At 72.3% G+C, this 26,118-nt stretch carries 18 protein-coding genes, 1 tRNA gene and 1 riboswitch; of the genes, 10 read left to right on the forward strand and 9 right to left on the reverse strand.

What is annotated here, in order from left to right; genetic code table 11:
* Window positions 1-67: 67 nt before the first annotated feature.
* From BZB76_RS13435 to BZB76_RS13475, 9 genes are all read left to right on the forward strand, one after another.
* The gene (locus BZB76_RS13435) at window positions 68-1,084 is read left to right on the forward strand and encodes a phosphotransferase enzyme family protein (RefSeq protein ID WP_121434720.1); all 1,017 of its coding nucleotides are present in this window, start codon (window positions 68-70) and stop codon (window positions 1,082-1,084) included.
* 74 nt (window positions 1,085-1,158) lie between these two features.
* Window positions 1,159-2,025: an NAD(P)-dependent oxidoreductase gene (locus tag BZB76_RS13440; protein ID WP_121434721.1), complete on the forward strand. Its 867-nt coding sequence runs from the start codon at window positions 1,159-1,161 to the stop codon at window positions 2,023-2,025.
* A gap of 67 nt (window positions 2,026-2,092) precedes the next feature.
* Window positions 2,093-2,692 carry a class I SAM-dependent methyltransferase gene (locus BZB76_RS13445; protein WP_121434722.1) on the forward strand — a complete coding sequence of 200 codons (600 nt, stop codon included), beginning with the start codon at window positions 2,093-2,095 and terminating at the stop codon, window positions 2,690-2,692.
* A 52-nt stretch (window positions 2,693-2,744) separates the two neighbouring features.
* Entirely contained in the window at window positions 2,745-3,557 is an 813-nt protein-coding gene (locus BZB76_RS13450; protein ID WP_121434723.1) for a serine/threonine-protein kinase, read from the forward strand.
* Entirely contained in the window at window positions 3,554-4,648 is a 1,095-nt protein-coding gene (locus BZB76_RS13455) for a hypothetical protein (RefSeq protein WP_121434724.1), read from the forward strand. Before BZB76_RS13450 ends, BZB76_RS13455 begins: the two co-directional genes overlap by 4 nt.
* A 7-nt stretch (window positions 4,649-4,655) precedes the next feature.
* A complete protein-coding gene (locus BZB76_RS13460) occupies window positions 4,656-6,128 on the forward strand; it encodes a hypothetical protein (RefSeq protein ID WP_121434725.1) in 1,473 nt (490 codons plus the stop codon).
* The gene (locus tag BZB76_RS13465; RefSeq protein WP_246006932.1) at window positions 6,125-7,492 is read left to right on the forward strand and encodes an AAA family ATPase; all 1,368 of its coding nucleotides are present in this window, start codon (window positions 6,125-6,127) and stop codon (window positions 7,490-7,492) included. Before BZB76_RS13460 ends, BZB76_RS13465 begins: the two co-directional genes overlap by 4 nt.
* 76 nt (window positions 7,493-7,568) lie before the next feature.
* Window positions 7,569-8,084 (forward strand): hypothetical protein, encoded by a 516-nt coding sequence (locus BZB76_RS13470; RefSeq protein WP_121434727.1) that lies wholly within the window; start codon window positions 7,569-7,571, stop codon window positions 8,082-8,084.
* A gap of 234 nt (window positions 8,085-8,318) precedes the next feature.
* Window positions 8,319-9,011, forward strand: coding sequence for a hypothetical protein (locus BZB76_RS13475; protein ID WP_121434728.1), 693 nt, complete (start codon window positions 8,319-8,321; stop codon window positions 9,009-9,011).
* Between the two features lie 17 nt (window positions 9,012-9,028).
* Here the strand turns inward: BZB76_RS13475 and BZB76_RS13480 are convergent, their stop codons facing one another.
* The 9 genes from BZB76_RS13480 to BZB76_RS13520 all read right to left on the reverse strand — a co-directional run bounded on the left by BZB76_RS13480 (window position 9,029) and on the right by BZB76_RS13520 (window position 25,247).
* Window positions 9,029-10,510, reverse strand: a complete 1,482-nt coding sequence (locus BZB76_RS13480) for a coiled-coil domain-containing protein (protein ID WP_121434729.1) — start codon at window positions 10,508-10,510, stop codon at window positions 9,029-9,031.
* 95 nt (window positions 10,511-10,605) lie between these two features.
* The gene (hrpA, locus tag BZB76_RS13485; protein WP_121434730.1) at window positions 10,606-14,574 is read right to left on the reverse strand and encodes an ATP-dependent RNA helicase HrpA; all 3,969 of its coding nucleotides are present in this window, start codon (window positions 14,572-14,574) and stop codon (window positions 10,606-10,608) included.
* Window positions 14,575-14,807: 233 nt separating this feature from the next.
* A complete protein-coding gene (locus tag BZB76_RS13490; RefSeq protein WP_121434731.1) occupies window positions 14,808-15,818 on the reverse strand; it encodes an aldo/keto reductase in 1,011 nt (336 codons plus the stop codon).
* A gap of 47 nt (window positions 15,819-15,865) precedes the next feature.
* Complete coding sequence (locus BZB76_RS13495; RefSeq protein WP_121435457.1) at window positions 15,866-16,648, reverse strand: glucose 1-dehydrogenase; 783 nt, start codon at window positions 16,646-16,648, stop codon at window positions 15,866-15,868.
* Window positions 16,649-16,741: 93 nt separating this feature from the next.
* Window positions 16,742-17,590, reverse strand: a complete 849-nt coding sequence (locus BZB76_RS13500; RefSeq protein WP_121434732.1) for a helix-turn-helix transcriptional regulator — start codon at window positions 17,588-17,590, stop codon at window positions 16,742-16,744.
* A gap of 83 nt (window positions 17,591-17,673) precedes the next feature.
* Complete coding sequence (locus tag BZB76_RS13505; protein ID WP_121434733.1) at window positions 17,674-18,927, reverse strand: glycosyltransferase; 1,254 nt, start codon at window positions 18,925-18,927, stop codon at window positions 17,674-17,676.
* Entirely contained in the window at window positions 18,911-21,817 is a 2,907-nt protein-coding gene (locus tag BZB76_RS13510; protein ID WP_121434734.1) for a bifunctional glycosyltransferase/CDP-glycerol:glycerophosphate glycerophosphotransferase, read from the reverse strand. The genes BZB76_RS13505 and BZB76_RS13510 overlap by 17 nt, the downstream gene beginning before the upstream one ends.
* A 198-nt stretch (window positions 21,818-22,015) precedes the next feature.
* Window positions 22,016-22,777, reverse strand: a complete 762-nt coding sequence (locus BZB76_RS13515) for a CHAP domain-containing protein (RefSeq protein WP_246006933.1) — start codon at window positions 22,775-22,777, stop codon at window positions 22,016-22,018.
* Between the two features lie 12 nt (window positions 22,778-22,789).
* A riboswitch (cyclic di-AMP (ydaO/yuaA leader) is annotated at window positions 22,790-22,922 on the reverse strand.
* A 438-nt stretch (window positions 22,923-23,360) separates the two neighbouring features.
* On the reverse strand, window positions 23,361-25,247 hold the full coding sequence (locus BZB76_RS13520; protein ID WP_121434736.1) for a SpoIIE family protein phosphatase: 1,887 nt from the start codon (window positions 25,245-25,247) through the stop codon (window positions 23,361-23,363).
* A gap of 275 nt (window positions 25,248-25,522) precedes the next feature.
* Here BZB76_RS13520 and BZB76_RS13525 point away from each other — a divergent pair.
* A tRNA-Pro gene (locus tag BZB76_RS13525) sits at window positions 25,523-25,596 on the forward strand.
* Window positions 25,597-26,118: the final 522 nt, after the last annotated feature.

Genomic DNA, 26,118 nt, shown 5'->3' on the forward strand with positions numbered 1-26,118 from the left:
TCGTCCGTCCGAGGTGTCGAGGTGCCGACGTCACAGAGCGAACAGTCGTTCCGGCCGGGGACGAGAAGTGCTCGACGCTGACCCGCCGCCGCGGCTGCTGAGGCGCTGGGAGATCGACGCGTCCGGTGTGGAGGCGGTGGGCACCGGTCGCCGGTCCTGGCGCGTCGACTCCGCGGACGGTGTGTTCTATCTGAAGGAGTACGTCGAGCCCGAGCGGCGGCGGCTGGTGTTCCGGCATGCCGTCACCGCCGCGTTGGACGAGGCGGGCCTGCCCGTTCTCGCGCCGATGGCGGCGCGTGGCGGTCGGACGCTGGTCACCGCCGCCGGGCGCGGCTATGTCCTGTATCCGTGGGTCGGGGGGCGTGGGCGTGGCGGGCTGGAGCTCACGTTCGGTCAGTGCGAGGCGCTCGGGGAGTTGCTCGGGCGCCTGCACGCGGCGCTCGACCGGCTGACGCCGCCCGTGCAGCAGAGCCTGCTGGTGCCGACGCCGCGGGCCGCCGACGCGGCGGTCGCCGTCGAGGAGATGGCGCGGGACGTCCCCGGGGACGGCACCGACTTCGACGCGTTGACCGCGCGGCGGCTGCGGGAGCGCCGCGACCTGCTCGCCGAGTTCGCCGGTCACCAGCCGCCGGAGATCGAGACCAGCACGGTCGGGCATCTGCACGGGTCCTTCCATGCCGGGCATCTGCGGTACGGCGGGGCGGGCAATGTCACCGCCGTTCTCGGCTGGGGTGGGCTCACGACCGGGCCGGTCGCCGGTGAGGTGGTGCGGGCGGCGGCGCGGCTGTTCGTGTGCGACGACGAACGCGGTCTCGACCTCGACCGGGTTCAGGCGTTCGTCCGCGGGCACCGGACGGCGTTCCCGCTGGACGCCGGGCAGATCCAGTCGGCGGTGCACCGGGAGTGGTGGGAGCGGCTCTGCGACGTGGCGCCGCTGCGGCACCGGTATCTGGGCGGGCCCGGGTCGGCGCCCGCCGACATCGCGCTTGTGGCCTGGTGGTCGGTTCACCTCGACCGCACGTTGGACGCGTTCGCCGCGCCGTACACCGACGACGCGTTGGGGGACAGTCCCGCCTACGGGTGACCGGGGCCGCGCGCGGACGGGATGATCGGTGTGTGGTAGAAATTCTGGATCGTACAGTCCAAAAGGAGGGGACGATGAGCTCGATCGCGATGCTCGGTACCGGGATCATGGGCGCGGCGATGGCCCGCAACCTGCTCAAGGACGGCCACGCGGTCACGGCGTGGAACCGCACCCGGTCTCGGGCCGAGCCGTTGGCGGCGGACGGGGCAAGGGTGGTCGACTCCCCCGCCGAGGCCGTCGCCGACGCGAACGTCGTCATCACGATGTTGAACGACGGCGCGACGGCCCTGTCCGTCATGGAGCAGGCGGCGGAGTCGTTGCGCGCCGGGCAGGTGTGGGCGCAGATGGGGACGGTCGGTGTGGCGGACGTGCCGCGACTCGCGGGTTTCGCGGCCGAGCGGGGGCTCGCGTTCGTGGACGCTCCCGTCCAGGGGACGAAGCAGCCCGCGGAACAGGGAAAGCTGGTGATCCTCGCGGCCGGTCCCAAGGACGCGCGGACCGTCCTCGACCCGCTGTTCGACACGGTCGGGTCCAGGACGCACTGGCTGGACGAGGACGGGGCCAGCGGGGCGGGCACCAGGCTGAAGCTCGCCGCCGTGAGCTACGCGATCTCGCTGACGTCCGTGATCGCCGAGTCGGTCGCGCTGACGGAGGGGCTCGGCCTCGACCCGTCCCTGCTCGGCGAGGTTCTCACCGGCGGGCCACTCGACAACGCTTACCTGCAGGTCAAGATGAAGGCCATGGTGACCGGCGACTTCTCCACGAGCTTCGCCGTCGACAACGCGGAGAAGAACACCCGGCTGATCCACGAAGCGGCGGAGTCCGCGGGGATCCGGGTCGACGTCAACGACGCGACGGGCGAACGGTTGCGGCGCGTCATCGCGCAGGGGCACGGCGACGAGGACATGGCCGCCACCTACCGCGCGAGCTTCCCCGGCTGATCCCGGAGATCGTTATCGTGGTCCGGACGACCGTCCCCTGCGGCACGCTCCAGATCAGGCGGAGACGATGACCGATTACTGGAACCACAACACGCACTACCACGGCATCGTGCTGCGGGCCATGCCGCGCGGATGCGACGAGGCGCTGGACGTCGGCTGCGGGGACGGCCTGCTCGTCCGGCGGCTCGCTCCCCGCGCCCGGCGCGTCACCGGCATCGACCGGTCGCCCGACATGATCCTCAAGGCGAAGACGCTCGGTGCCGGGTTCGACAACGTCGACTTCGTCGAGGCCGGGCTGCCGGAGTACGACCTGCCCGAGGAGCACTACGACCTCGTGTGCAGCGTCGCCGCGATCCACCACATGGACTTCACCAAGGGCATGACGGCGATGCGCGACGCCGTCCGTCCGGGTGGGAGCCTCGCCGTGATCGGCCTCGCCGTCAACGGGAACCTTCGTGACTGGGCGTTCGCGGTGGCGGGCTTCCCCCTGCATCACGTGCACCGGCTCCGCAACCGGCGGCGCGTGGGCGAGCCGGGAGCGCCGCTCTCCGATCCGCACATGACCTGGGACGAGGTGCGCGAGGAGGCGCTGCGGCTGCTGCCCGGCGCCGTCTTCCAGCGGCATCTGCTGTGGCGCTACTCCATCGTGTGGCGCAAACCGCGTTGACCTGCGGGCGGGAACGCCGGAAGCGTCCGAAGCCTCCTGTACTGTCTGCCGCATGTCCCGGGCCCCCGGCGTCCCGACCCCCGACGAGCTGGAGACGCGCATCACCGAGCTGCGCGCCGCCGTGCGCAGGGCCATGGCGACCGGCGACCGCCGGACGGCCCGTGAGCTGCGCGCCGAGCTGCGCGCGGCGGAACGCGCCTGGGACGAGGCCGTCCTCGGCGACGACTCCCCCGGTGGCGGCCGGTCGCGTGGGCTGCCGCCGGTCCGCGAACGCGCCCACCAGGCGCTGACCCTGCTCGGCGCGCCCGCCGCGCCGAAGCTGATCTGCTCGGTGTACGCGGCGTTCTTCCCCGGGGAGATCCCGGGGGCCCGGCTGACGAGCCTGCGGCGCGACGAGGAGCGCTCCTTCCGGAGGGCGCCGTACTCCCGGCCGTACTACCTGTGCGCCGCCCTCACGGCCGACGCGTTCGCGCCCGCCCGGGGGCTGATCACCCTCAGCACCTGGCCGTTGGAGCAGCGGATCGTCGGGCCGCTGAGCCTTCGCGCCGACTTCCTCACCGCCGCGATCCGGCTCGCCGAGCACACCGCCGGGCTCGGGACGCGGTCGTCCGAGTCGCGGCGGCTGCTGCGGCGTTTCGCGTACGCCATTCCCGGCGCCGCGACCGGTACGGCCGGTACAGTCGATCCGGCCGCGCTCGCCGAGGCCGCCCGCGCAGAGCTGGACGTGCACCGGGAAACGGACCGGCGGCACCGCGAGTCCGCCGCGCGGCGCGCCCGCGACCGGCTGCACGACGCGGAACGGCTCTTCGGCCGGGGCCCCGCCCCCAAGGGAAAGCGCGCCATCGACGGAAAGACGGACCGATGATCGACACCGCACCGGACCTGGAGCGGCTGCGCGGCGGCGCTCCCCCGCGCAACCACGACGCCCGCACGATCGCCGCGCTGACGTCCAATCCCGGCTGTGCCCGCCGGGGCGTGCTGGACGCCGCCGGTGTCGACAAGGACGCGGTGGCGCGGGAACTGGGCTTTCCCGCGCCGTTCGGCCAGTCCCAGTTCGCGATCACGCGGGGGAACGCGTTCGAGGCGCAGGTGAAGGCCGACGGCGGCGCGGAGCTGCTGGCGCTGCTGCGCGACCAGCTCGGCCTCGACGTGCCCGAGGTCGCCTACGACGACCTGGAGGTCGTCGCCGGTGACGAAGGGCGCGAACTGCGGCATTCGCGGACCAGGCGGCTGATCGCCCGCGCGCTGGAGACCGGCGCGGGCACGCTGTTCGACCATCCGCTGCTCCGGCTGGAGATCGCCGGGAGCCCCGCCTATCTGGAGCCCGACGTGATCGCGTTCCAGCTCGCGGGACGGCTGCACGTCGTCGAGATCAAGTCGTTCGCCGTGGTGGACGGGCAGGCGGAGCCGGAGCAGGTCGCCGCCGCGGCCCGCCAGGCGGCCGTGTACGTGCTGGCGTTGCGCCGTCTCGTGGCTGAGCTGGGGCACGATCCGGGACGGGTCTCGCACGAGGTGTTCCTGGTCTGCCCGGAGAACTTCTCCAACCGTCCGACCGCGACGCCGTTGGACGTCCGGCCGCAGCTCGCCGTCCTCGAACGGCAGCTCGCGCGCCTCACCCGCGTCGACGAGCTGCTGGCGGAACTGCCCGACGACCTGACGTTCGAGCCCGGCGCGACGCTCGCCGCGTCGGTCCGCACGGTGAAGGCCCGGTACGCCCCGGAGTGCATCTCGGGGTGCGAGATGGCGTTGTTCTGCCGGGACGAGGCGCGGGCGTGCGGGGAGACGGGCGCGCTCGGCCGGTCCGTCCGCGACGATCTCGGCGGCATCGACACGATCGGGACCGCGCTGGCGCTGGCGGACGGGTCGCTGACCCCGTCCGATGATCTGGCCGAGACCGCCGAGCAGCTGCGCGCCGCGTCCCGCCTGCGCGCCGAGGCGCTGCGCGGGGCCGTGTGATCGGCCGATGAGCGCACTGTCCTCGCTGGCGCGGCTGGAGGCGGCGGCCGCCGGTGTCGCGCAACCGCTCGCGACGGTCCGGCACTGCCATGTGTCGGACCGGCCGCTGGTGATCGTCCCGTTGAAGCTCGCCGGGGAGGCGGCCGCGCCGCTGGCGGTCATGCTCGGCGGCGAGCCGGACGACCCGACGACGCTGATCGTGCCGCAGCCGCGCAACCGCGATCTGCGGTTCGCGTTCGCGTCCGCCCTCGCCAAGATCGTCCTGAACCACATCGAGGCGAGCCGCGGCGCGGTTGAGGAGCTTCCGCCCGGCAAGGACGGCGAGGAACGGATCCGGTACGGGGACGCGCCGCAACTCCTCGTCCCGAACCTCGGCGGGGTCGCGTTCCTCCGGCTGCTGGGACGTTCGACACGGTTCCGCAGCACGGAGGGCCAGTACGCGGTCGACGCGGCGGTGCCGGTGTTCGGGCGGTGGCTGACCTGGTTCGCCGACCGCCACGACCATCCCGGTTCGTCGCTGATGGGCGCGATGACGCAGTTGCTCCGGCTGCACTGGGCGACGGGCCAGAGCTCTCTGGAGGACGGCAACCTCGCCGCGCTCCTCGGCTGGATCGACCCGCCGGACGGCCTGGACGGTCCGACCGCCGCCGCCCGTGCCGAAGACCCGGTGCTCAGCCCCCCGGCGGGTCCGGCGACCGATCCCACGTTCGACAACGAGGTCCTCGCCCCGGCGATCGCCGCCTACGACCGGTCCGGCCCCGGCTCCGCCGCCGAGGAACGGCTCCGCGCCGCCCTCACCTCCCAGCTCGCCCCGACCTGGGACCTCATGTGGCGTGCCGTGGGCCTGCTGCGCGCGCTGCCGGAGGGCGCCGGCGTGCGGGGACGCTGGGAACGCGACCGGGACGCGTTCACCTACTACCACCAGACGTTCGGTGAGGCGTATCCGCAGCCCCGCCGCGACCCGCCCGTCCGGGCCGCGCGGCGCCTGCACGACCTCGAACGCGCCCAGGACGCCTACGAGGCGCAGCGGGCCTTCGACGATCCCCTCGTGATGGCCGAGCACCGGCTGGCGGGCCAGGCGTTCGGCGGCGTCGTCACCGAATGCGACCCGACCCGCCTGGACGAGACGGGCAAACGCCCGAGGCTCCGCCCGCACCTGCGCGTCTCGACGGCGGACCCGGTGCGGCTCGACGTCGGGACGACCGTGTGCAACGCGGCGCGTCCGGCGCTCAAAGGGAGGATCGTGGAATTGGGAGAGGGCGGCGTGCTGCTCGAACTGACCGGCGGGATGGGCCGCAAACTCACCCCCGAACCGGGCGCCGTGCCCGAGGTCGGCGACCGCGTGTGCTTCACCTCCCTGACGGACGGGTCGTTCGGCGCCGCGAAGTTCCCCGACCGCGAGGACACGCCGTGGACGCACGGCGGGCCGCCCGACGAATACGTGCCGACCGACGACGACGCCGACGAGGAATGGTCGTGACCGAACACGCGAACGGCCGCCCGGCGCCGGTGACGTCGGCGGCCGGGCCCGACCCGGCGCGGGAGGCCGCGCGGGCCGTGGAGGACGTTCTCGCCGACCTCGGCGGCGGGCACCGTGGGGTGGTCGTCGACTCCCCGCCGGGCGCGGGCAAGTCGACGCTGGTGGTCCGCGCCGCCGCGCACCTCGCCGAGGCCGGTGCACGGCTGATGATCGTCGCGCAGACCAACGAGCAGGTGGACGACCTCATCGACCGGATCGCCGGACGGCACCCCGGCATCACGCTCGGACGGCTGTCGGCGTCGGGGTACGTCGCGTCCGAGCGGGTCCTGGCCCATCCGGCGGTGCGGGTCGCGCAGAAGGCCGACGATCTCGCCGAGCACACCATCGTGATCGCCACGGCCGCGAAATGGGCGACGCTCGCGGACGGGTCCTGGCCGTGGGCGATCGTGGACGAGGCGTACCAGATGCGCTCCGACATGCTGCTGCGCATCGCGGGCCGGTTCGAACGGGCGCTGTTCGTCGGCGACCCCGGGCAGCTCGACCCGTTCTCCACGGTCGAGGTCGAACGCTGGGCGGGACTCTCCTGGGACCCGATGCGCAGCGCGGTGTCCGTCCTGCTGGCCCACAACCCCGACCTGCCCGTCCACCGGCTGCCCGTGTCCTGGCGGTTGCCCGCGTCGGCGGCGCCGGTCGTGTCGGACGCGTTCTACCCGTTCACCGGGTTCCGCGCCGGGACGGGCGAGGGCGACCGGCGGCTGGAGTTGCAGGCCGGCGGCATGGGCACCACCTACGACCGGGCCGTCGACGAGGCCGCGGCCACCGGCTGGGCCCTCTACGAGCTGCCCGCCCGGCACACGCTGCGCACCGACGCCGAGGCCGTCCGCGCGACGGCCGCGCTCGCGGTCCGGCTGCTGCAGCGCGGCCCCGTCGCGCACTCCGAGCACGGCACGAGCCCGGTGGACGCCTCGCGCGTCGCCATCGGCGCCGCCCACCGCGACCAGGTCACCGCGATCCGCGCCGCCCTCGGCCCGCACGGCGACGGCATCACCGTCGACACGGCGAACCGGCTCCAGGGCCGCGAGTACGACGTGACGGTCGTCCTGCATCCGCTGTCGGGGCGCCGCGACGCGACCGCGTTCCACCTGGAGTCGGGGCGGCTGTGCGTGCTGACGTCACGGCACCGGCACGCGTGCATCGTGGTCGCGCGGGCCGGTATCCCCGAACTGCTGGACGCGCACCCGTCCGCCGAACCGGTGCACCTCGGCGTGCCGGTGAAGTTCCCGGACGGCTGGGAGGCCAACCAGTCGGTCCTCGCGCATCTGGCCCGACACCGCGTCCCCGGCGAAGGATCTTCCCCGCGTTGAAGATCGCTTCCCGGTTCGACGCGGGGTCCCGGCCGGATACTGTGAGAGCCGGTGCCTCAGGATCAGGGGGAGGGACATGGAGGACATCGGCTTCATGTGCGCCCGTTGCGGCGGCGAGGTGCACGACGTCACCCACAACCGTGAAGGGTCGCTCGACGGGGTCGGCTACCGCCACAACCGGCGGGTCGAGCCATGGGACCACGAGCTGGAACTGGCCGTCGGCGAACCCGCCCCGCAGGACCAGACCTGCGACTTCTGCGCGGCCCCCGGCCCGGGCTGGCTCTACTACCCCACGCTCGACCCCGAGGACACCGACATGTTCGAGGTCGAGCTCGACACCACGCACCTGTCGGACGACGACACCGCCGTCGCCGTCCTGAACATGCTCTACCCGTGGTACGCGTGCGACACCTGCTCCGTGCTGGTCGCCGACCGCAACATCGACCTGCTCATCGACCGGGCCCTCGACCTCACCCCCGTCCCCGAAGGCGGCCCCGTCGACGAGAGGACCGTCCGAGCGCGCCTCCAGGGCTCCCTGTCCGTCTTCTTCACGACCCGCCCCGGCCGCCCCCAACCCTCCAGAGTGCTCTGAGCCCTTGGACGGGTCACAACCTCTATCCCGGGACCGAACCCCAGCGCGAACCGTCGAGCAGGTCGGCCGCAGCGCCACGACGCACCCCGTACGGTCACGGAAGCCCGCACCGTGGCGTGAGGATCGACCTGCTCGCAACGAGGGGTTCCAGGAGGGTCGCCCCCCTGGGTCAACACTGTCGGGTGGGCTCATTAGGATCATCCCGTTTCGGTGTGGCGGACGGGGGAAGCAGGAATGATCATTGAGAGACGGTTTCACGGGCCGGACGGCTCGGGGAACGGTGGATATGTCGCGGGACGTCTCGCGGGGCGGGTGCCGATCGACACGGTGACGGTGACGCTGCGGCGGCCGCCGCCGCTGGACACCGAGTTGACCGTCACGGCGGAGGACGAGCGCGGGCACCATGTGCGGCTCTGGGACGGGGAGACGCTGATCGCCGAGGCCCTCGCGGGAGCGATCGTGGTACCGCCGATCGCCCCGGTCTCGTTTGAGGAGGCCGTGGACGCGGCGGAGAAGTTCCGGACGATCGGAAACCATCCCTTTCCGCGTTGTTTCGTGTGCGGACCGTTGCGGGAGCCGGGCGACGGGCTGCGCCTCGAACCGGGGCCCGTCGCCGAGGGCACGGTCGCCACGCCCTGGGTGCCGGAACGGGTGCCCGAGCGGGAACTGGTGTGGGCGGCGTTGGACTGTCCGGGCGGCTGGTCGTTCGACGTGGCGGGCCGTCCCGCCGTGCTCGGCACGATGACCGGACAGGTGATGGACGTGCCGAGCGCGGGTGAACGGTGCGTCGTGATGGGTCTCGCGCGCAGCCGCGAGGGACGCAAGCTGCACGCGGCGACGGCGCTGTACGGGGCGGACGGGCGGCTGCTCGGCCGCGCCGAACAGATATGGATCGAGATCGACGACCCGGAGCGGTTCGGCGGCTGACCGCGCTGCCCGTCCGCTCAGGGACCGGTGAACAGGGGGTCTTCGCGTTCCACGCCGTTGATCGGCCGAACGTGGGTCGACGGCTTGAGCGGATCGACGCCGTCCGTCGAGGCGCCCGACGTGAGTTCGGGGACGGGCGCGCCGAACGGGGCCGGGGGGCTGCTCGGCGCCTGCGAGGTGGCCGGGAGCGCTCCACTGATCGCGGGCGGGACCGGCGGTAGCGCGCTCGGCGGTACGGGCGTGCCGCCGCCGGGCATCCGCCCGCCCGGCGGGATGTTCGACGACAGCGTGTTGTGGGTGAACTGGTCGATCTGGCGGCGGGCGCGGTCGGCCTCGGCGCGCGCGGCGTCGCGTTCCTCGGCGAGGGCGGTCAGCGCGGCCTGCTGCTCGGCGACCGACTGGGACAGCTGCCGCAACTGCACCGCCTGGTCGTTGAGCTTCACGGTGAGGTCGTCACGTTCGGCGACGGCGGCCCGCGCCTGGGCCTGGGCGGCGTCGCGTTCCTTCACGGCCTCCTCGGCGCGGGCGACCGCGCGGACGACCTCCGCCTCCGCCTCGGACTGGGCGCGCAGCGCGGCGGCGCGCTCGGCCTCGGCCTTGCTGGTGGCCTGCAGGGCGCGCTGTCGCTGCGCCTCGGTGTCGCGCATCGCGTTGCGCAGGTCCTCGGCGCCCTGCTTGGCGACGGCGGCCTCGACGCGCTGCGACTCGACGGCGCCCTCCGCCTCGGCGAGCTTGGCGTGCACCGCGACGAGTTCGGCGCGGGTGCTCTCCAGCGCGGCGAGCAGCTCGGTCTCGCGGGCCGCGACCCGGTCGCGTTCGCTCTCGGCGGCCAGCTTCGCGGACATCGACTGCTGCGCGACCTGGTGGGCCTCCTCCCAGGCCTGCTGCGCGGCGTCGCGTTTCGCGGTGGCGACCTTGGCCTCCTCGCGGGCGTGGGCGGCGTTCCGCTCCGCGGTCTCGGCGCGCTGCCGGGCGGCGGTCGCCTCCTGCCACGCCTCCTGTGCCTTGCGCTGGGACGCGTCGCGTTCGCTCTGCGCGATGGCGAGTTCACGGGCGGCCTCGGCCCGCACCTCGGCGACGCGCCGCTCGACCCCGGCGACGCTGAGCTCGGACGTCAGCGAGTCGGCGAGCAGGTCGGCGGCCTTCTCCAGCCGTTCGACCATCTCCCAGGCGGAGGCGACCTGGCCGGTGAGGCCCGGCGCGTCGCGTCCACGGTCGCGGCGGTCGCGCGCCTCGCGGGCGCAGGCGCCGTCGTTGTCCTGGCAGTACCGGACGGCGCGGACGGCGCCCACGGGTTGCGGGACGGGACGTCCGCAGTTCGCACACGGCCACACGGTGACCGGATCGCCCACCCGGGCGAGGGCCGTCCCGGCGGTACCGGTGGACTCCGTGCCGGTGGTCTCGGCGCCCCCGTCCCCAGCGCCTTCGGAGACCGCGCTCTGGGGAGCCGCGGCCGCCCCCACGGGGCCGCTATTGTCGCGCTCTTCGCTATTAGGCATGGAATGAACCATACGCACTGATCAGTGTTACCGCAGCGTGTTGTGAGGTACATGTGGCGACCGCGGGGGCGCCCGTCGGCGGCGCGCATCGGCGTCTAGAGTTCGGCCATCGCCTTGCGAATGCGTTTGTCGGAGACGGGGTAGCGCGTCCCGAGTTGCTGGGCGAACAGGCTCACCCGCAACTCCTCCAGCATCCAGCGGATCCGCTGCGCGGGCTCGTCCTCGCGGCGCGACGGATGCAGGCGCCGCAGCGTCTGCTGGTACTCCTCGGTCAGGGCGTCGACCTGGTGGGTGAGCATCCGGTCGCGTCCCGGGTTCTCGGGGAGCTTGTCGAGCCTGATCTGTAGAGCACGCAGGTAGCGGGGAAGGTCGGTCAGCCGCGCCCACCCGGTCGCCGTGACGAAACCGGGGTGGATGAGCGCGGCGAGCCGCCCCCGGACGTCGGTCAACGCCGGGACGAGCGTGAGGCTCGTGGTACCGCGCAGCCGCCGGTCCACCTCGTGCGCCTCGGCGAGGACGCGTTCGACCACGGCGACGATCTCGGCGGTCGCGTCGTGCAGGTCGGCCCGGACGCGGTCGTACAGGGCGCGGAAGGCGTCCCCGTCCCAGGCGGGGCCACCGGACTCGGCGATGAGCCGGTCCGCGGCGGCGGTGACACAGTCGTCGAACAGGGCGGGGACGGAGCCGTGCGGGTTGTGACTGAGCGCGAGTTTGCCCTGGTTGGTGAGGCGGCTCTGGATGAGTTTCACCGGGGACGGGGCGTTCAGCAGGATCAGGCGCCGGGTGCCGAGCCACATCGCGCGGGCCTGCTCGGCCTCCGTCTCGTACATGCGGACGGAGACGCTGTCGCCGTCGTCGGTGAGCGCCGGATACGCCTTGACGTCGTAACCGGACCGGGTGCTCTCGTAGGTGCGGGGCAGCGCGCCGATCGTCCAGTCGGTGAGGCCGGAGCATTCGATGGTGGACGCCGCCTCCGACAGCGTTCCGCGTACCTTGCCCGCGAGGCGGCGCTTCAACTCGTCGAGGTCGGTGCCCTCGCCGAGGGCGCGGCCCTTCTCGTCGACGACGCGGAACGTGATGCGCAGGTGGGCGGGCAACCGGGACAGGTCCCACGCCTCCCGCGCCACCGCGACGCCCGACATGGCGGTCAGCTCACGTTCCAGGGCGTCCAGCAGCGGCTCGGTGCGGGGCGCGACACGGTCGAGGACCTTGCGGGCGTAGTCGGGCGCGGGGACGAAGTTGACGCGCAACTGTTTCGGCAGTGACCGGATCAGCTCGGTGACCAGTTCGGCGCGCAGCCCCGGAACCTGCCATTCGAACCCGTCCCGCCGGACCTGGTTGAGGATCTGCACCGGGACGTGCACGGTCACGCCGTCGGCGTCGGTCCCCGGTTCGAACTGGTAGGTGAGGCGCAGCCGCAGCGGGCCCTGCTTCCACAGGTCCGGGTAGTCGGACTCGCTGACGTTGCCCGCCGTCTCGTTGATGAGCATCGACTTCTCGAACCCGAGCAGGTCGGGGTCGGCGTGCCGGGCCTTCTTCCACCAGGCGTCGAAGTGCCGTCCGGAGACGACGTCCTCGGGGACGCGTTCGTCGTAGAAGTCGAAGAGGGTCTCGTCGTCGACGAGGATGTCGCGGCGGCGGGCGCGGTGCTCCAGTTCCTCGACCTCGTCCAGCAGCGCGCGGTTCTCGTGGAAGAAGCGGTGGTGGGTGTCCCAGTCGCCCTCGACGAGCGCGTGCCGGATGAACAGCTCGCGGGCCAGCACCGGGTCGATGCCGCCGTAGTTGACGCGACGGTCCGCGACGATCGGCACCCCGTACAGGGTGACCTTCTCGTGCGCCATGACCGCGGCCTGCTTCTTCGACCAGTGCGGTTCGCTGTGGTTGCGTTTGACGAGGTGCCCGGCGAGCGGCTCGATCCACTCGGGTTCGATCTTGGCGTTGACGCGTCCCCACAGCCGGGACGTCTCGACCAGTTCCGCCGACATCACCCAGCGCGGCGGCTTCTTGAACAGCGCCGATCCGGGGAACACGGCGAACCTCGCGCCGCGCGCGCCGAGGTACTCCTGGCCGCGGCGCTGCCTGTCCTTCTTGTCGGCGTCGGCGAGGCCGATGTGCGACAGCAGGCCCGCGAGCAGCGACATGTGGACGCGGTCGGGCGCGGCGGCGGTGGTGTTGAGCGTGACGCCGAGGGACTTGGCGACCTGTTTCAACTGTCCGTGCAGGTCCTGCCATTCACGGACGCGCAGGAAGTGCAGGAACTCGTTCTTGCACATGCGCCGGAACGCGCTGCCCGACAGTTCCTTCTGCCGCTCGCGCAGGTAGTTCCACAGGTTCAGGTACGCCAGGAAGTCGGACGTGGGGTCGGCGAACCTTCGGTGCTTCTCGTCGGCGGCCTGCTGGTGCTCGGCGGGACGCTCGCGCGGGTCCTGGATGGACAGCGCCGCCGTGATGATCAGCACCTCGCGGACGCAGCCGTTCCGGTCGGCCTCCAGGATCATCCGGCCGAGCCGCGGGTCGACGGGCAGCTGCGCGAGGCGGCGGCCGAGCGGGGTGAGGCGTTTGCGCGGGTCCTTCTGGGACGGGTCGATGGCGCCGAGTTCGTGGAGCAGGTCGACGCCCGCCTTGACGTTGCGGCGGTCCGGCGGCTCGACGAACGGGAACGCGGCGATGTCGCCGAGGCCCAGCGACGTCATCTGCAGGATGACGGACGCGAGGTTCGTGCGCAGGATCTCCGGGTCGGTGAACTCGGGACGGGACTCGAAGTCCTCCTCCGAGTACAGCCGGATGCACACGCCCTCGGACACGCGGCCACAGCGTCCCTTGCGCTGGTTCGCCGACGCCTGCGAGACCGGTTCGATCGGGAGCCGCTGCACCTTGAGCCGGTGGCTGTAGCGGGAGATGCGGGCGGTGCCCGGGTCGACGACGTACTTGATGCCGGGGACGGTCAGGGACGTCTCGGCGACGTTCGTGGCCAGCACGATCCGGCGGCCCCGGTGCGGCTGGAACACGCGGTGCTGTTCGGCGGACGAGAGCCGCGCGTACAGCGGCAGGACCTCGGCGTTCTCCCGCCGCCGGGTGAAGTGCTTGGTCAGCGCGTCGGCGGTGTCGCGGATCTCCCGTTCGCCGCTGAGGAACACCAGGACGTCGCCGGGGGCCTCGCGGCCCAGCTCGTCCACGGCGTCCAGGATCGCCTGGATCGGGTCGCGGTCGGGGTCGGCGGACGGGTCCTCCGGATCGATCACCGGGCGGTACCGGACCTCCACCGGATACGTGCGCCCCGACACCTCCACGATCGGCGCGCCCTCGTCCGGCCCGTCGGCGGACGGTCCGCCGAACCCCTTGAAGTGCGCGGAGAACCGCTCCGGGTCGATGGTCGCCGATGTGATGATCACTTTGAGGTCGGGGCGGCGCGGCAGGATCTCCCTGATGTAGCCGAGAAGGAAGTCGATGTTCAGGCTGCGCTCGTGCGCCTCGTCGATGATGAGCGTGTCGTACTGGCGCAGCAGCCGGTCGGTCTGGATCTCGGCGAGCAGGATGCCGTCCGTCATCAGCTTGACGAGCGTGTCGTCGCTCGACCGGTCGGTGAAGCGGACCTTGTAGCCGACGGTGTCGCCGAGTTCGGTGCCGAGTTCCTCGGCGATGCGGTCGGCGACGGTACGGGCGGCGAGCCGGCGCGGCTGTGTGTGCCCGATCGAGCCGAGGACGCCGCGCCCCAGCTCAAGACAGATCTTCGGGATCTGCGTGGTCTTGCCGGAGCCCGTCTCCCCCGCGACGATCACGACCTGGTGGTCGCGGATCGCGGCGAGGATGTCGTCCTTCTTCTGCGCGACCGGAAGCTGCTCCGGATAGGTGATCGCGGGCACGGCGAGGCGCCGCCGCTCGACGCGCCGCTCGGCCGCGTCGACATCGGCGGTGATCTCCTCGACGGCCCTGGCGCGGCGCGCGGCGTCCCGCATCTTCTGGGCGCCGTCGATCCTGCGGCGCAACCGATGCTGGTCGCGCAGCATCAACTGCGGCAGCCGCGCCCGTACGTCGGCGAGCGGCGATCTCACACTCGTCCTCATAACCTTCGACAAGGATAGGGTCCAGGCCCCCGCCCACCCTGCAAACCTCCGCACCGTAGCCGGAGCGGCCCGCCGGACGCGATTCATTTTCCGGCGGACCCCTGGAGAAACGCCACCGCCCCCGGCGGCATTCCGCGTCTCATGGAGCGTGAACGGCCCCGGGGACGGCGACGTCGGCCGGGCGGCGTCGCCCGCCGGGCGGCGAGCACCGCCCGGCGGGTCCTTCCGGTAGATCAGTAGCGTTCACCGACGGCCGCCGGGATCCCGTCCAGCTCGATCAGGTCGTCGGGGGTGAGGTCCAGTTCGGCGGCGCCCGCGTTGTCACGCAGGTAGCGGGACTTCTTGGTGCCGGGGATCGGGAGGACGTGGTCGCCCTGCGCGAGCGTCCAGGCGATGGCGACCTGCGCCGGGGTCGCGCCGTGCCGTTCCGCGACGCCGCGGACGACGTCCACGATGCGCAGGTTCGCCCTCAGCGCCTCCTCCTGGAAACGCGGGCTGCCGCCACGGAAGTCGGTGTCCTCGAAGTCGGCGGCGGTGAAGGTCCCGGTGAGGAAACCCCGTCCGAGCGGCGAGAACGGCACGAACGCCGCGCCGTTGGCGGCGCACCACGCGACCACGTCGCCCGCTCCCTCCGCCGCGGCCGGGTCGTCGCCGGGGAGCCGGCCGGCGACACCGCCGGGGGCGCCCAACGCGTCCCGCGTCCACAGCGACAGCTCGGACTGGACGGCGGCGACCGGGTGGATCGCGTGCGCCCGGGCGGCCTGGGCCACGCTGACCTCCGACAGGCCCAGCCCGCGGACCTTCCCCTCGGCGACCAGCTCGGCCATCGCGCCCCACGTGTCCGCGAGCGGCACCTCCGGATCGACACGGTGCAGGTAGTACAGGTCGATCACGTCGGTGCGCAGGCGGCGCAGGCTGTCTTCGGCGGACGCCTTGACGTGCTCGGGCGTGCCCCGCCTGGCAAGCTCCCTGGTCGCGAGGTCCGCGACCACGAGGCCCGTCTTGGTGGCGACGACCGCCTCGTCCCGCCGCCCGACCAGCGCGCGGCCGAGAAGCGTCTCGTTGTGGCCGTCGCCGTAGGGCTGCGCGGTGTCCAGGAAGGTGACGCCGAGGTCCAGCGCCTCCCGGATCAGCGCGACCGACATGTCGTCGTCACGCTCGGACTCGGAGTAGGCCCAGCTCATCCCCATGCAGCCGAGACCGACCGCGCCGACCGGCGTGCCCGCGAACTCACGTGTTCTCATCTGCGCCCCCTCTTCCTTGGTTCCGGTGTCTCAACGGTTCCGGTGTCTCAAACCGCCGCCGTCTCGAGGCGGGACGCTCCGGCGACGGCGGCGACGAGGCCGCCGTCGATGACGAGGTCCTGGCCGTTGACATAGGCGGCGTCCGCCGAGGCGAGGAACGCGACCACGCCCGCCACCTCCGCCGCGGTACCGATCCGGCCGGACGCGATCTGCGCGCGGATCGCGTCCACCTCGTCCTCGGGGACGGCGCCGCGGTACATGGGCGTGTCGATGTAACCGGGGCTGACCGAGTTGACGCGGATCCCGCGCGGGCCCAGTTCCGCGGCCAGTGTTCGGGTCAGGCTCTGCACGGCCGCCTTCGTCGCCGAGTACACCGAGGCGACGGGCAGGCCGCGGTGCAGCGTCCACGACGCGTTGACGACGATCGCGGCGTCAACGGTCAGCAGCGGCAGCGCCTTCTGGACGCTGAAGTACACGCCCTTGAAGTTGACGTTCACGGCATGGTCGAACTCGGCCTCGGTCGTCTCCGCCGCCGGCCCGAACACGGCGATCCCCGCGTTGGCGAAGAGCACGTCCAGGTGGCCGAGCCGTTCCTTGACGGCCTCCATCAGGGCGTCCAGATCGGAGAGGTTCGCCACGTCGGCGCGCACGGCGAGAACCCGGTCGCCGCCGAGTTCCTTGGCGGCGGAGTCCAGGCGGGCCTGGTCACGCCCGGTGATGACGACGGACGCGCCCTCGTCCAGCAGCCTTCGCGCGGCGGCCAGTCCCATGCCGCTCGTTCCGCCGGTGATCAAAGCCGTCTTGCCCGCGAATCGCATGTCGTGTGTCATGCGGATGATCGTGCCCGTCGCGGACGGGGGACGGCAGTGTCGGCTCATCCTGGGTCTGGCACCACCACCCTTGGCGGTGGTCCTTCCCCCGGGTCAGCCGGCGGCGGCGAGGCCCGGCCGGGTCGCCAACCGTTCGAGGCGCCCCAACGTCCCGGTCCCCGGGCGCGGGTTGTACAGGACGAGGCCCTGCCCGGGACGGTCCTGGATCGGCAGCACCGTCGAGTCGAAGATCAGGTCACCGGCCACCGGATGCCGGATCGCCTTCACCGCCTGCGTCCCGGCGCTGACCTCGTGCCGCTGCCACAGCTCCGCGAACTCGGGGCTGACGGCCATGAGGTCGTCGGCGATCCGGGCGAACTCCGGGTCCTCGGGGTAGCGGGCCGCCTCGGCGCGGAACCGTCCGACGATGTCGCGGGCGACGGCGGACCAGTGCGGGTGCAGGCCGCGGTACCGGACGCTGGTGAAGAAGATGACCAGGCAGTTGTGGTCGGTGTCGACGTAGCCGAACACCTCGCGGGCCATGTCGTTGTAGGCGATCAGGTTCCAGTACCGGTCCCTGATGTAGGCGGGGCGGGGTGACCAGGCGTCCAGAAGCCGCTGCAACTCGGGGGTGACCTGCGCGATCGGCTCCGCCTCGGCGGGAGGCGGGTTCAGGCCCGCGAGCAGGTACAGGTGGACGCGTTCGGCCTCGTCCAGCCGCAGGGCGCGGGCGATCGCGTCCAGCACGTCCCCGGACACCTTGATGTCGCGTCCCTGCTCCAGCCACGTGTACCAGGACACGCCCACCCCGGCGAGCACGGCGGCCTCTTCCCGGCGCAGTCCCGGGGTGCGGCGCCGGCCGCCGTCGGGCATCCCGACGTCGGCGGGGGTGAGGCGGGCGCGGCGTGTCCGCAGGAAGTCGCGGAGTTCCTCGTGTCGACGACCGGACGTGGGGCTTGCCATGCCGACACGATATCGCCGGTATGCCGGGCGCGGCGGCCCTGCGGCCTGCCCAGGCGTCGACCCCGGGCCTCGCGCAGCGGTCGTCAGAAGGAGTCGCTCCGCACGGCGGGTTCGGTCTCGGGTCGCGTGTGCCGGGGTGTCGCCGGCCGGTTCCGCGCGCCGGGCGCGGCCCGCTCGGACGGCCGGGCGCGGTGCAGGAGGTCGAACAGGCGGTCCCAGCGGGCGAGGACCACGTCCGGGTGATACCTCAGCACCGCGGCGCGCGCCTCGGCGCCGAGGGCGCGGCGCAGGTCCGGGTCGTCGATGAGGCGTTCGAGTTCGCGGGCGAACGCGCGGACGTCACCGGGTTCGACCAGGACACCGCCCCGCTCGCCGACCAGCGCCCGGACCCCCGGAGCGCAGTCCGACGCCACCGTCGGCAGCCCGTACGCCATGGCCTCCAGCACCGACATCGGGAAACCCTCGGCCCGCGACGGCAACGCGAAGATCGACGCCTCGACGAGCGCCTCCTCGACCTCGGTCACCACGCCCCTGAACTCCACCGAACCGGACAGGCCCGCCGCTTCGGCCTGCGCTCGCAGCCGCTCCTCCTCGGGCCCGCCGCCGTAGACGTGCAGCCGCCACCCCGGACGCCGCGCGGCGACCCGCTCCCAGGCCTCCAGCAGCAGGTCCACGCCCTTCTCGTAGGACAGGCGACCGACGCACGCCACGACCGGCAGGTCGAGCGTGGGATGGACGTCCGGTGTCACGTGCAGCGCGTTCGGGATGTAGTCGACGTTGGTCATGCCGTCCCTGGCCCAGGCGTCGGCGTCCTCGGCGGTGAGGACGAGCATCCGGTCGGCGTCCGCGTAGTTCTCCCTGACCCGCCGGTAGCGCGACGACGCCCGGGTGGCCGCGAACGACTCGTGGCTCATGCCGATGGTCCGCAGCCCGGTGGTGTCGGCCAGCCGCACCCACTCCATCGCCCACACCTGCGCCGCGATCACCACGGCGCCGGGTCGGGCGGCGGCGAACAGCCGCGACAGCCGGGCGGCGCCGCGCCGCTGGGCCGCCGTCCGCCGCCGGTCACGGGCGCGGGCGGCCACGTTCAGGCGCTGCCGGAGCGTTCGCGGGCGCCAGGCCATCGGCGGGGACCGCCAGACCCGGTGCAGCACCTCGACGGCGTAGGAGCCGTCCCGGCCGTGGTGGTGCGGCGCCGTTCCCGGCGTGATCCCGACGAGCGTGACCCGGTCGCCGCGCCTCGCCAGCAGCCGTGCCAGATGGTGCGCCCAGCGTTGCAGCCCGCCCATGTCGTCGACGTCGTTGCACACGATGAAGACGTCACGCGGCGCGGCCATGGCGTTCCTCCCTGTGGCTCGGCGGCGCGGCGGGGAAGAAGCGGTCCACCACTGTTCGGGCGGCGGTGCCGCGGTCATGCTCGCCGAAGCGCGCGGCGAACGCGCGGCGCCGGGCGGCGTGGGCGGTGTCCGCGTCGTCCAGGGCGGCGAGCGCGGCGACCAACTCGTCCTCGGTGCGCGTGACGGGACCGGGAGCGTGCCGTTCGAGGTCGAAGTATCCGGTGGTGCGGTCCCTTCCGTCCGGGACGTGCAGGACGATCGGCCGGTCGAGCAGGGCGAAGTCGAACATGATCGAGGAGTGGTCGGTGACCAGCGCGTCGGCGAGCAGGAGCAGCGGGGTGACGTCGGGCACGTCCCCGACGTCCCGCATGACCGCGCGGGCGCCCGGTGGAAGATCGGCGCGGCACAGGTAGTGCGGCCGGACGAGGAGCACGAACTCCTCCCCCAGCTCCCGCGCGAACGTGTCGGGGTCGATGGGCGGCGCCAGCGTCTTGATCGGGCGTCCCTTCGGCCCGGTCGTGAACGTCGGCGCGTACAGGACGGCGCGGCGCCCGTCGTCCAGGCCGAGCGTCCGGCGGAGCCCGTCGATCTCGGCGGCCAACTCCGGATCGCCGTCCACACCGTTGATCAGCGGGTCGTTGCGGGGATATCCGGCCGGGAGCGGCTCGGCGCGGACGCCGAGCCCGGCGCACAGCGTCTCGACGTCGTGCGCGGACCGGACGAGGAAGCAGTCGAAGCGCTCCACCTTCCGCCGCAGCCTTGCCCGTTCGGCGACCGAGGCGCGCTTGAGCCGCGGCTGGTCGTGCCCCATCAGCTTGAACGCCGACCCGTGCCAGGTCTGCACGTAGGTGGTCTCGCGCCGTTTGCGGAGCCCCTCAGGAAAGCCCTGGTCGTCGACCCAGAACCGGGCCCGCGCGAGCGCGAGGTAGTACGGCCACGAGCCGCGCCGGACCAGCTTGGCGTCCTTCGGAAACCCCTTGGCGGACGACGTGTACGCCCAAACCGCCCGCACGGCCCGGCCGGATCGGCGCAGTTCCCGGTAGATGTACTTGGGGTTACCGGCGTACCACTTCCCCAGGTGACTCTCGAAGACCACCTGGTCCGGCCGGACGGGCAGCCGCGTCAGCACATGGTTGAACACGGCCGTCTTGGTCTGGCGGGACGTCATGGCGCGCCGCGCGGCCGTCTCCGTCCGCCGCGCCCACCGTAGCCAGCGCAGGACGGGTCGTCCCGCCGGGGAACGCGCGGCCCGGCGCGCGGCGGCGCCCGCGAGCCGCGCCCACGGCGTGCTCGTCTCCAACGCGAACGCCAGATGGCCGCCGCCGGTGACATAGGAGCGGAGCCGGTCGGCGGCCAGCCGCGTCAGCCGGGGCCGGACCGGCAGCGCGACACCGCCCAGCGGCGGCGACCCGTCGCCCTCGCCGGGCCGGGTGACCATCTCCTCGCCGTCCGCCCGGACCCGGAGCCGCACGTCCCAGATCGGGTCGATGAACCCGACGGGCCGGATGCGCCGTCTCGGGTCGAACTCGGTGTGCCAGCCCAGCCGGTCGCCCTCGTGCCGGATCCTGACGCGGACCCGTCCCGCCGGGACGCGGCGGCGCCGGTCACGGAACTCCAGCGTCCCGGTGAGGTCGGCGTCCGGGCCGATCCGGCCGAGCGGGTTCAGCACTTGACCGGCCATGTGGACGTGTCCGCCGCGCGTCTCCAGCCGGGTCACCGTGTTCGCCGCTCGCAGTTCTTTGAGGGTTCGCAGGTGGAAGCCGAAGCCGGTGACGTCCAGGACGCGGCGCCCGAGCGCCCCGCGGGGACGGTCCGTGCCCCAGAAGACCCGTCCGTTCCGCTCCACGAGCCGTGCGCGAAGCTCGGGCGAGAGGCTCTGTCGTTCGTACTCGGCGGCCGCGATGGCGCCCGCGTGGTCCCCCTCGCGGAGCAGGTACGCGGCGATCGCGGCCAGCGGGTTGGCCTCCTCGAACGCCCGCGGATCCAGTTCGGTCAGGTATCCGGCCGCCAGGTCGAGCAGGCGTTCCCGCCGGCCGGCGGCGACGCCGCGCAACTCGCGCAGGTGGATCGCCAGGTCGTGGTTGACGAACTTGACGTCCTTGACGCGCCCGAGGCCGTGCGCGCCGTCCAAGGCGAACAGCATGTCGATACGACGGTGGATCTCCAGTCGATCGGCGAAGCCGGCCGGATCGGCGCGCCGGTCGGAGATGGACGGCGCCGATGCCCGCTCCCGGACGAGCCAGTTGTACACCCGATGCGGGATCAGCGCCGTCCGCCGGGCGACCAGGTAGGCCTCGGCGGTGAACAGCAGGTCCTCGTAGTGCAGGTCCTCGACGAACCGCAGGGCGTGCTCGTCCAGGAAGTTCCGCCGGTACAGCTTGTTGGTCGACAGCGTGTCGTAGAGGAGGTTGGGGTTCTGCTCCAGTGGCCCGTACACGGCCCTGCGCCGGTAGAGCCACGGGAACCAGGGTCGGACGCGGCCCCGCCCGCCCTCGGGCACGTCCAGGAAGATCCGTTCGCACAGTCCGGACGCCAGGTCGGCGCCGGCGTCCTCGGCGGCGGCGAGCAGGTTGAGGCAGGCGTGCCGGTCCAGGAGGTCGTCGCTGTCGAGGAACATCACGTACCGGCCGGTGGACGCGTCGATCCCCGCGTTGCGGGGCCGTCCGCAGCCGCCCGAGTTCTCCGGGAGGTGAACGGCCCTGACCCGTCCCGGATGCGCGGCGGCGAGCCGGTCGGCGACCTCGGCCGTTCCGTCGGTGCTGGCGTCGTCCACGATCACCGTCTCGACACCGCCGAGGGACTGCGCCAGCGCCGAGGCGACGGCCCGTGGCAGCCGCCGCGCGTCGTTGTAGGCGATCACGACGACGCTGACGTCCGGGCGCGCCCCCATGGCCCTCCCCCCACGGCTCCGGTTCCTGCGACACGTGCACGGATTCCTATCCAGGAACGCCGCGTCGAGGTCCACGAGCAATCAAAGGCTGTCAATGCTTGGCATTACCCGCCTTCGGCGGAGACATGGGTTACATCCGCCTGGAACGCCCGAAGGCGCCCGGCGAGTTCGCCGGGCGCCTTCGAGATCGTGGCAGGGTCAGGACGCGTAGTCCGGGTAGCCGTAGCCGACGATCTGGGACTTGTCGCGGACCTTCTTCTTGACCGCGTTGTCCGTGTTGCCCTCGATGGTGCGGACGGTGCCGTCGCCGTTGTCCTTGACGACGATGCCGACGTGGTCGATGTCGCCGATGTCACCGCGGGAGCCGTTCTTCCAGTCGAAGAACACCACCGCGCCGGGCTTGGGCTTCTCGCCCCAGCGGTCGGTCTCCTTGAACCAGGTGGCGTGCTTGACGGTGTAGGCGTCCCAGCCCATGTTCTTCACACCGGTCTGGGCGCCGAGCCACGAGACGAACATGTTGCACCACTGCGCGCCGTTGTAGGCACGGACAGGGAAGCCTCCGTCGCGTTCGGCGGTCGCCTTGGCGTGCGGGGTCGACACGTACCACTTGTGGAACTTGGTCATGCCGCCCTTGCCCTCTGCGATGCCGACCTGCTTCTCGGCGAGGTCGATCACCTCGGAGGGCTTGACCGCGTGCGGGGGCACCTTGAAGCCCTGCGCGCGGGCCTCGGCCAGCGTCATGGTGGCCTCGGCCCCGGCGGCCTTCCCGGCGCCCGCGACGCCGGCCTTCCCGGCGGCGGCGGCCTGGGCCGGGCTCTCGGCCACGGCGTCGCCCCCGGCCAGCGGGTTGATCATCGCCAGCCCGACGGCCCCGGCGAGGACCACACCGACGGCGGCGCCGACGGCCTTGTCCTCGGACGTGAAGTTCTTCAGGGAAAGTCGATCGAAACGACCGGTCATGCAGGGAATCTCCTTGTCTCCCATGACGCCTACCGGGTTAGCTGACGGATTCGGGCATGGAAGCAGCCCTACGGCGCGAACTGTCGCGCCGATTCACCCCTGGAACCTGGGTCCCCGGCTCCGTTCCGGTCTCAGATGGACCGTGACGGACTCGGCCTCGCACCGCGCGGCGGTGCCGTCTGGATGGATCTCACTGACTGATCTCGATGTGATCGCGCGCATCGTCGGGCGCGCATCGCGGGCGGATTCCGCTCCGCGATCCTCGGCCGTGTTCGACACGACCGGCGGCAACGCATGGGACGCGCTGCGGTGATTCACGTAGAAGGTACCAACTAGGACGAAGAAAGCAAATCCGGCACAAAACTCTGTCTTGCCCGCTCAAAGCCCTCTCAAGGAAGCACCAACACCGTAAGCCCCGGGTCGATTCCCGATCTTTAGCGAACTGGCCCGCAACCCCTTTGCCACCAGGGCTTACCCGTCATCGCCCAAATGGTAAAGAACCTCAACACACCCAGTCGGAAGCCACACCGCCCACAGGACCAGGCCGCACACCGCGACCCTCAACGGCCCGATGTGGCGTTGGTCACTCCACGTACAGGGCGAAGAGCGTGGTGTCGTCCGCCGCCCGGTCGTGCTCCATCCGGGCCAGGACGTCGCTCAGCATCCGCTCGGGCTCCACGGAGCAGTCCTGCAGGATGCCGGTGAGGCGCCCGATCCGCTCGTCCAGGTCCGCGTCCCTGCGCTCCACCAGACCATCGGTGTACAGGAAGAGCATGTCGCCCCGGTTGAGCGCGGTCGTGATCGTCGTGTACTCCCAGCCCGGCAGCGCGCCGAGCATCGGGTCGCGGACGACCTCCAGCGGCTCCGCCCGCCCCTCCCTGATCAGGATCGGCGGGAGATGGCCCGCGCACGTCCACTCCAGGACGCGCCCACGCGGGTCGAACCGGCCCACGACGGCCGTGCCCGTCGCCGGCGGGTCCATGCTGCTCACCAGGTCGTTCAGCCAGCCCACGAGCTTGCCCGGCCGCTCCCCCGTGGTCGTCAGGCCCAGCAGCCCGTTGCGGGTGCGCGCCATCGACGCCGCCGCGGGCAGACCGTGCCCGGCCGCGTCCCCGATGGCGAACATCGCGTGCCCGTCCGGCAGCGCACGGGTCGCGAACCAGTCGCCGCCGATCCGCGCGGTGCTCTCCGCCGCCAGGCTGCGCAGCGCCGTGCGCAGCCCCGGCAGATGCTCCGCCTCGTCCGGCAGGATCGCCTGCCGCAGCGTCACGGCCACCCGCCGCTCCTGCGCCGCCTGCTCCTGCTGTTTCAACATCTGCCGCCGCGTCTCCGCCAGCGCCCGCTCCACGCCCCGCCGCCGTGTGATGTCCTGCGACACGATGTTGATCGACACCGGCAGCCCGGACTCGCCCAGCACCGGCTCGGCGAACACCCACAGATGCCGCGCCGTCCCGTCACGCCCGATCACCCGGTGCTCGGCCTCCACCGGCTCCCGCCGCGAGAACATCGTCTGGACGGCCTCCTCCACCAGCGGAAGGTCGTCGTCCGCCACCACCTTCGGCAGGTCGTGCGGCATCGGCGGCACCTCGTCCGGCCCGAGCCCGTAGTTGGCGAGCATCTGCGGCGTCCAGTCCGCCTCACCCGTGGCGAGGTCCCACTCCCCGAACCCGATCAGCGCGAGCCGCTCCACCCGCTCCAGCCGCCGCGCGATCCTGTCCTCCCGATAGTGGTAACGCCAGGTCACGCAAACCCCGGTAGGCACCGGAACACACCGCACACTCATCCGGGACGACCGGGACAACCCCCGCTGCGCGGTCGTGTACTGGAACGAGGGACGCTCCAACCCCCGACCGGTCTCCAGCACCTCCACATACGCGTCGAAAAGCCCGCTCAGCACGGCGCCCGGATCCGTCCGCAGCAGCCGCCGACCGGTCAACTCCTCCCGCCCGCGCCCGAACATGTCCCGGGCGACCTCGTTGAGATCGGCGAACAGGAAGTCGGCGACTTCACCGTCATGCCTCACCGGCACCAGATGGGCGGACGAGTCGAGCGCCCCGTCGAGCACCGCCCGCGCCACCGGATCGTCGGGCAGCCCGGCGAGGATCTCCTCGTCCCCCGCCGTGTCCTCCGCCGTGACCCGGCGCAGCACGTCCTCGGCCTCCGACAGGACGGTCTGCCGCTCCGCCGTCCCCTCGGCCCGCGGCGCCCGCCGCCCGGCCGCCACGGCCCCCACCGACCCGGCGCTCCCGCCCTTCACCAGCAGCGACGCCGCCTCGACCAGCTCCATGTCCAGATCACGCGCGAGCCAGATCAGATGCTGCAGCGCCTCCCCCGGCGCGACCCCGAGCCGCCGGGCCAACACGACCCTCGCCTCGGCGAGGACCGCACGGTCGTGCGCGGCGTCCCGCAGGTCCTCCAGGTCCGCGACATGCGCCCCGGGCTGCGCCCAGGCGCCCTCGGCATCCGCCAACCCTGTCCCCCGTTCCGGCGCTGCTGCCTCGGGAGAAAAGCTACATACGGGAACGAAGGACCATTCGCCCCAAAGCTCGTAAACAGCCCAGCTCTTTGCCCGACCTTTCCGTTAACCCCCGACTCGACCGCTTCCGGTGACCGTCCGCAAAGACATCCATGGCCCACCTTGTGACCCGCATCACACCACCACCCCGACGCCCCGACCCCCCGCCAACTCGTTACACACGACTCCACCGACTGCGCTACAGTAATCAGGCCCGCTCCGACGGGCACCGGGACGTGGCGCAGTTTGGTAGCGCACTTGACTGGGGGTCAAGGGGTCGTGGGTTCAAATCCCGCCGTCCCGACAGAAGCAGGAAGCCCTGTCGATCACGGAGTAATCCGGGATCAACGGGGCTTTGTGTTCGTGGTGGCCGTAGCCGTCATGATCTAGACGACCCGGACCGGGGACCGCCCGGGGACCTACAGGCCCTCAGCCGCACACTCACGGTCCCCCGGCCACGCTGATCGACGCGACATCCGGGTGCAGTTACCGCTGTGTCGTACTGAGAGATCCGTGCCCGGCAGATCTTGCGGAGCACATGCACCGGGACGCCCGCATCGGCCATCCACGCCAGGTCGGTACGCCGCAGGTCGTGACACCGGAGTCACCGGCCCGCGCGGTGGACGCATCACCACCGCCGTCCGTCGCGATGCGACTCATTGGGACGACGTGGTCACCCGGCTCGGATACAAGCAACGAAAGGGCGGCGGCAACGCCGGAGAAGGCGACTGCACCACTTTGTTATGACCTACGGAGTCACTTCGGCGGGACCTGCGGGTGCGGGCCGTCGGGGGGTCGCCGCCGCGTCCAGGCCGCGCGGGTCGGC

Source organism: Actinomadura pelletieri DSM 43383, assembly GCF_003634705.1.
Classification (GTDB): Bacteria; Actinomycetota; Actinomycetes; order Streptosporangiales; family Streptosporangiaceae; genus Spirillospora; species Spirillospora pelletieri.

Excerpts from the sequence above, each read along its gene's own strand:
- BZB76_RS13440 (WP_121434721.1), top strand. The coding sequence starts at position 1,159 with ATGAGCTCGATCGCGATGCTCGGTACCGGGATCATGGGCGCGGCGATG.
- BZB76_RS13445 (WP_121434722.1), top strand. The coding sequence starts at position 2,093 with ATGACCGATTACTGGAACCACAACACGCACTACCACGGCATCGTGCTG.
- BZB76_RS13450 (WP_121434723.1), top strand. The coding sequence starts at position 2,745 with ATGTCCCGGGCCCCCGGCGTCCCGACCCCCGACGAGCTGGAGACGCGC.
- BZB76_RS13455 (WP_121434724.1), top strand. The coding sequence starts at position 3,554 with ATGATCGACACCGCACCGGACCTGGAGCGGCTGCGCGGCGGCGCTCCC.
- BZB76_RS13460 (WP_121434725.1), top strand. The coding sequence starts at position 4,656 with ATGAGCGCACTGTCCTCGCTGGCGCGGCTGGAGGCGGCGGCCGCCGGT.
- BZB76_RS13470 (WP_121434727.1), top strand. The coding sequence starts at position 7,569 with ATGGAGGACATCGGCTTCATGTGCGCCCGTTGCGGCGGCGAGGTGCAC.
- BZB76_RS13475 (WP_121434728.1), top strand. The coding sequence starts at position 8,319 with ATGATCATTGAGAGACGGTTTCACGGGCCGGACGGCTCGGGGAACGGT.
- BZB76_RS13480 (WP_121434729.1), bottom strand. The coding sequence starts at position 10,510 with ATGCCTAATAGCGAAGAGCGCGACAATAGCGGCCCCGTGGGGGCGGCC.
- hrpA (WP_121434730.1), bottom strand. The coding sequence starts at position 14,574 with ATGAGGACGAGTGTGAGATCGCCGCTCGCCGACGTACGGGCGCGGCTG.
- BZB76_RS13490 (WP_121434731.1), bottom strand. The coding sequence starts at position 15,818 with ATGAGAACACGTGAGTTCGCGGGCACGCCGGTCGGCGCGGTCGGTCTC.
- BZB76_RS13495 (WP_121435457.1), bottom strand. The coding sequence starts at position 16,648 with ATGACACACGACATGCGATTCGCGGGCAAGACGGCTTTGATCACCGGC.
- BZB76_RS13500 (WP_121434732.1), bottom strand. The coding sequence starts at position 17,590 with ATGGCAAGCCCCACGTCCGGTCGTCGACACGAGGAACTCCGCGACTTC.
- BZB76_RS13505 (WP_121434733.1), bottom strand. The coding sequence starts at position 18,927 with ATGGCCGCGCCGCGTGACGTCTTCATCGTGTGCAACGACGTCGACGAC.
- BZB76_RS13510 (WP_121434734.1), bottom strand. The coding sequence starts at position 21,817 with ATGGGGGCGCGCCCGGACGTCAGCGTCGTCGTGATCGCCTACAACGAC.
- BZB76_RS13515 (WP_246006933.1), bottom strand. The coding sequence starts at position 22,777 with ATGACCGGTCGTTTCGATCGACTTTCCCTGAAGAACTTCACGTCCGAG.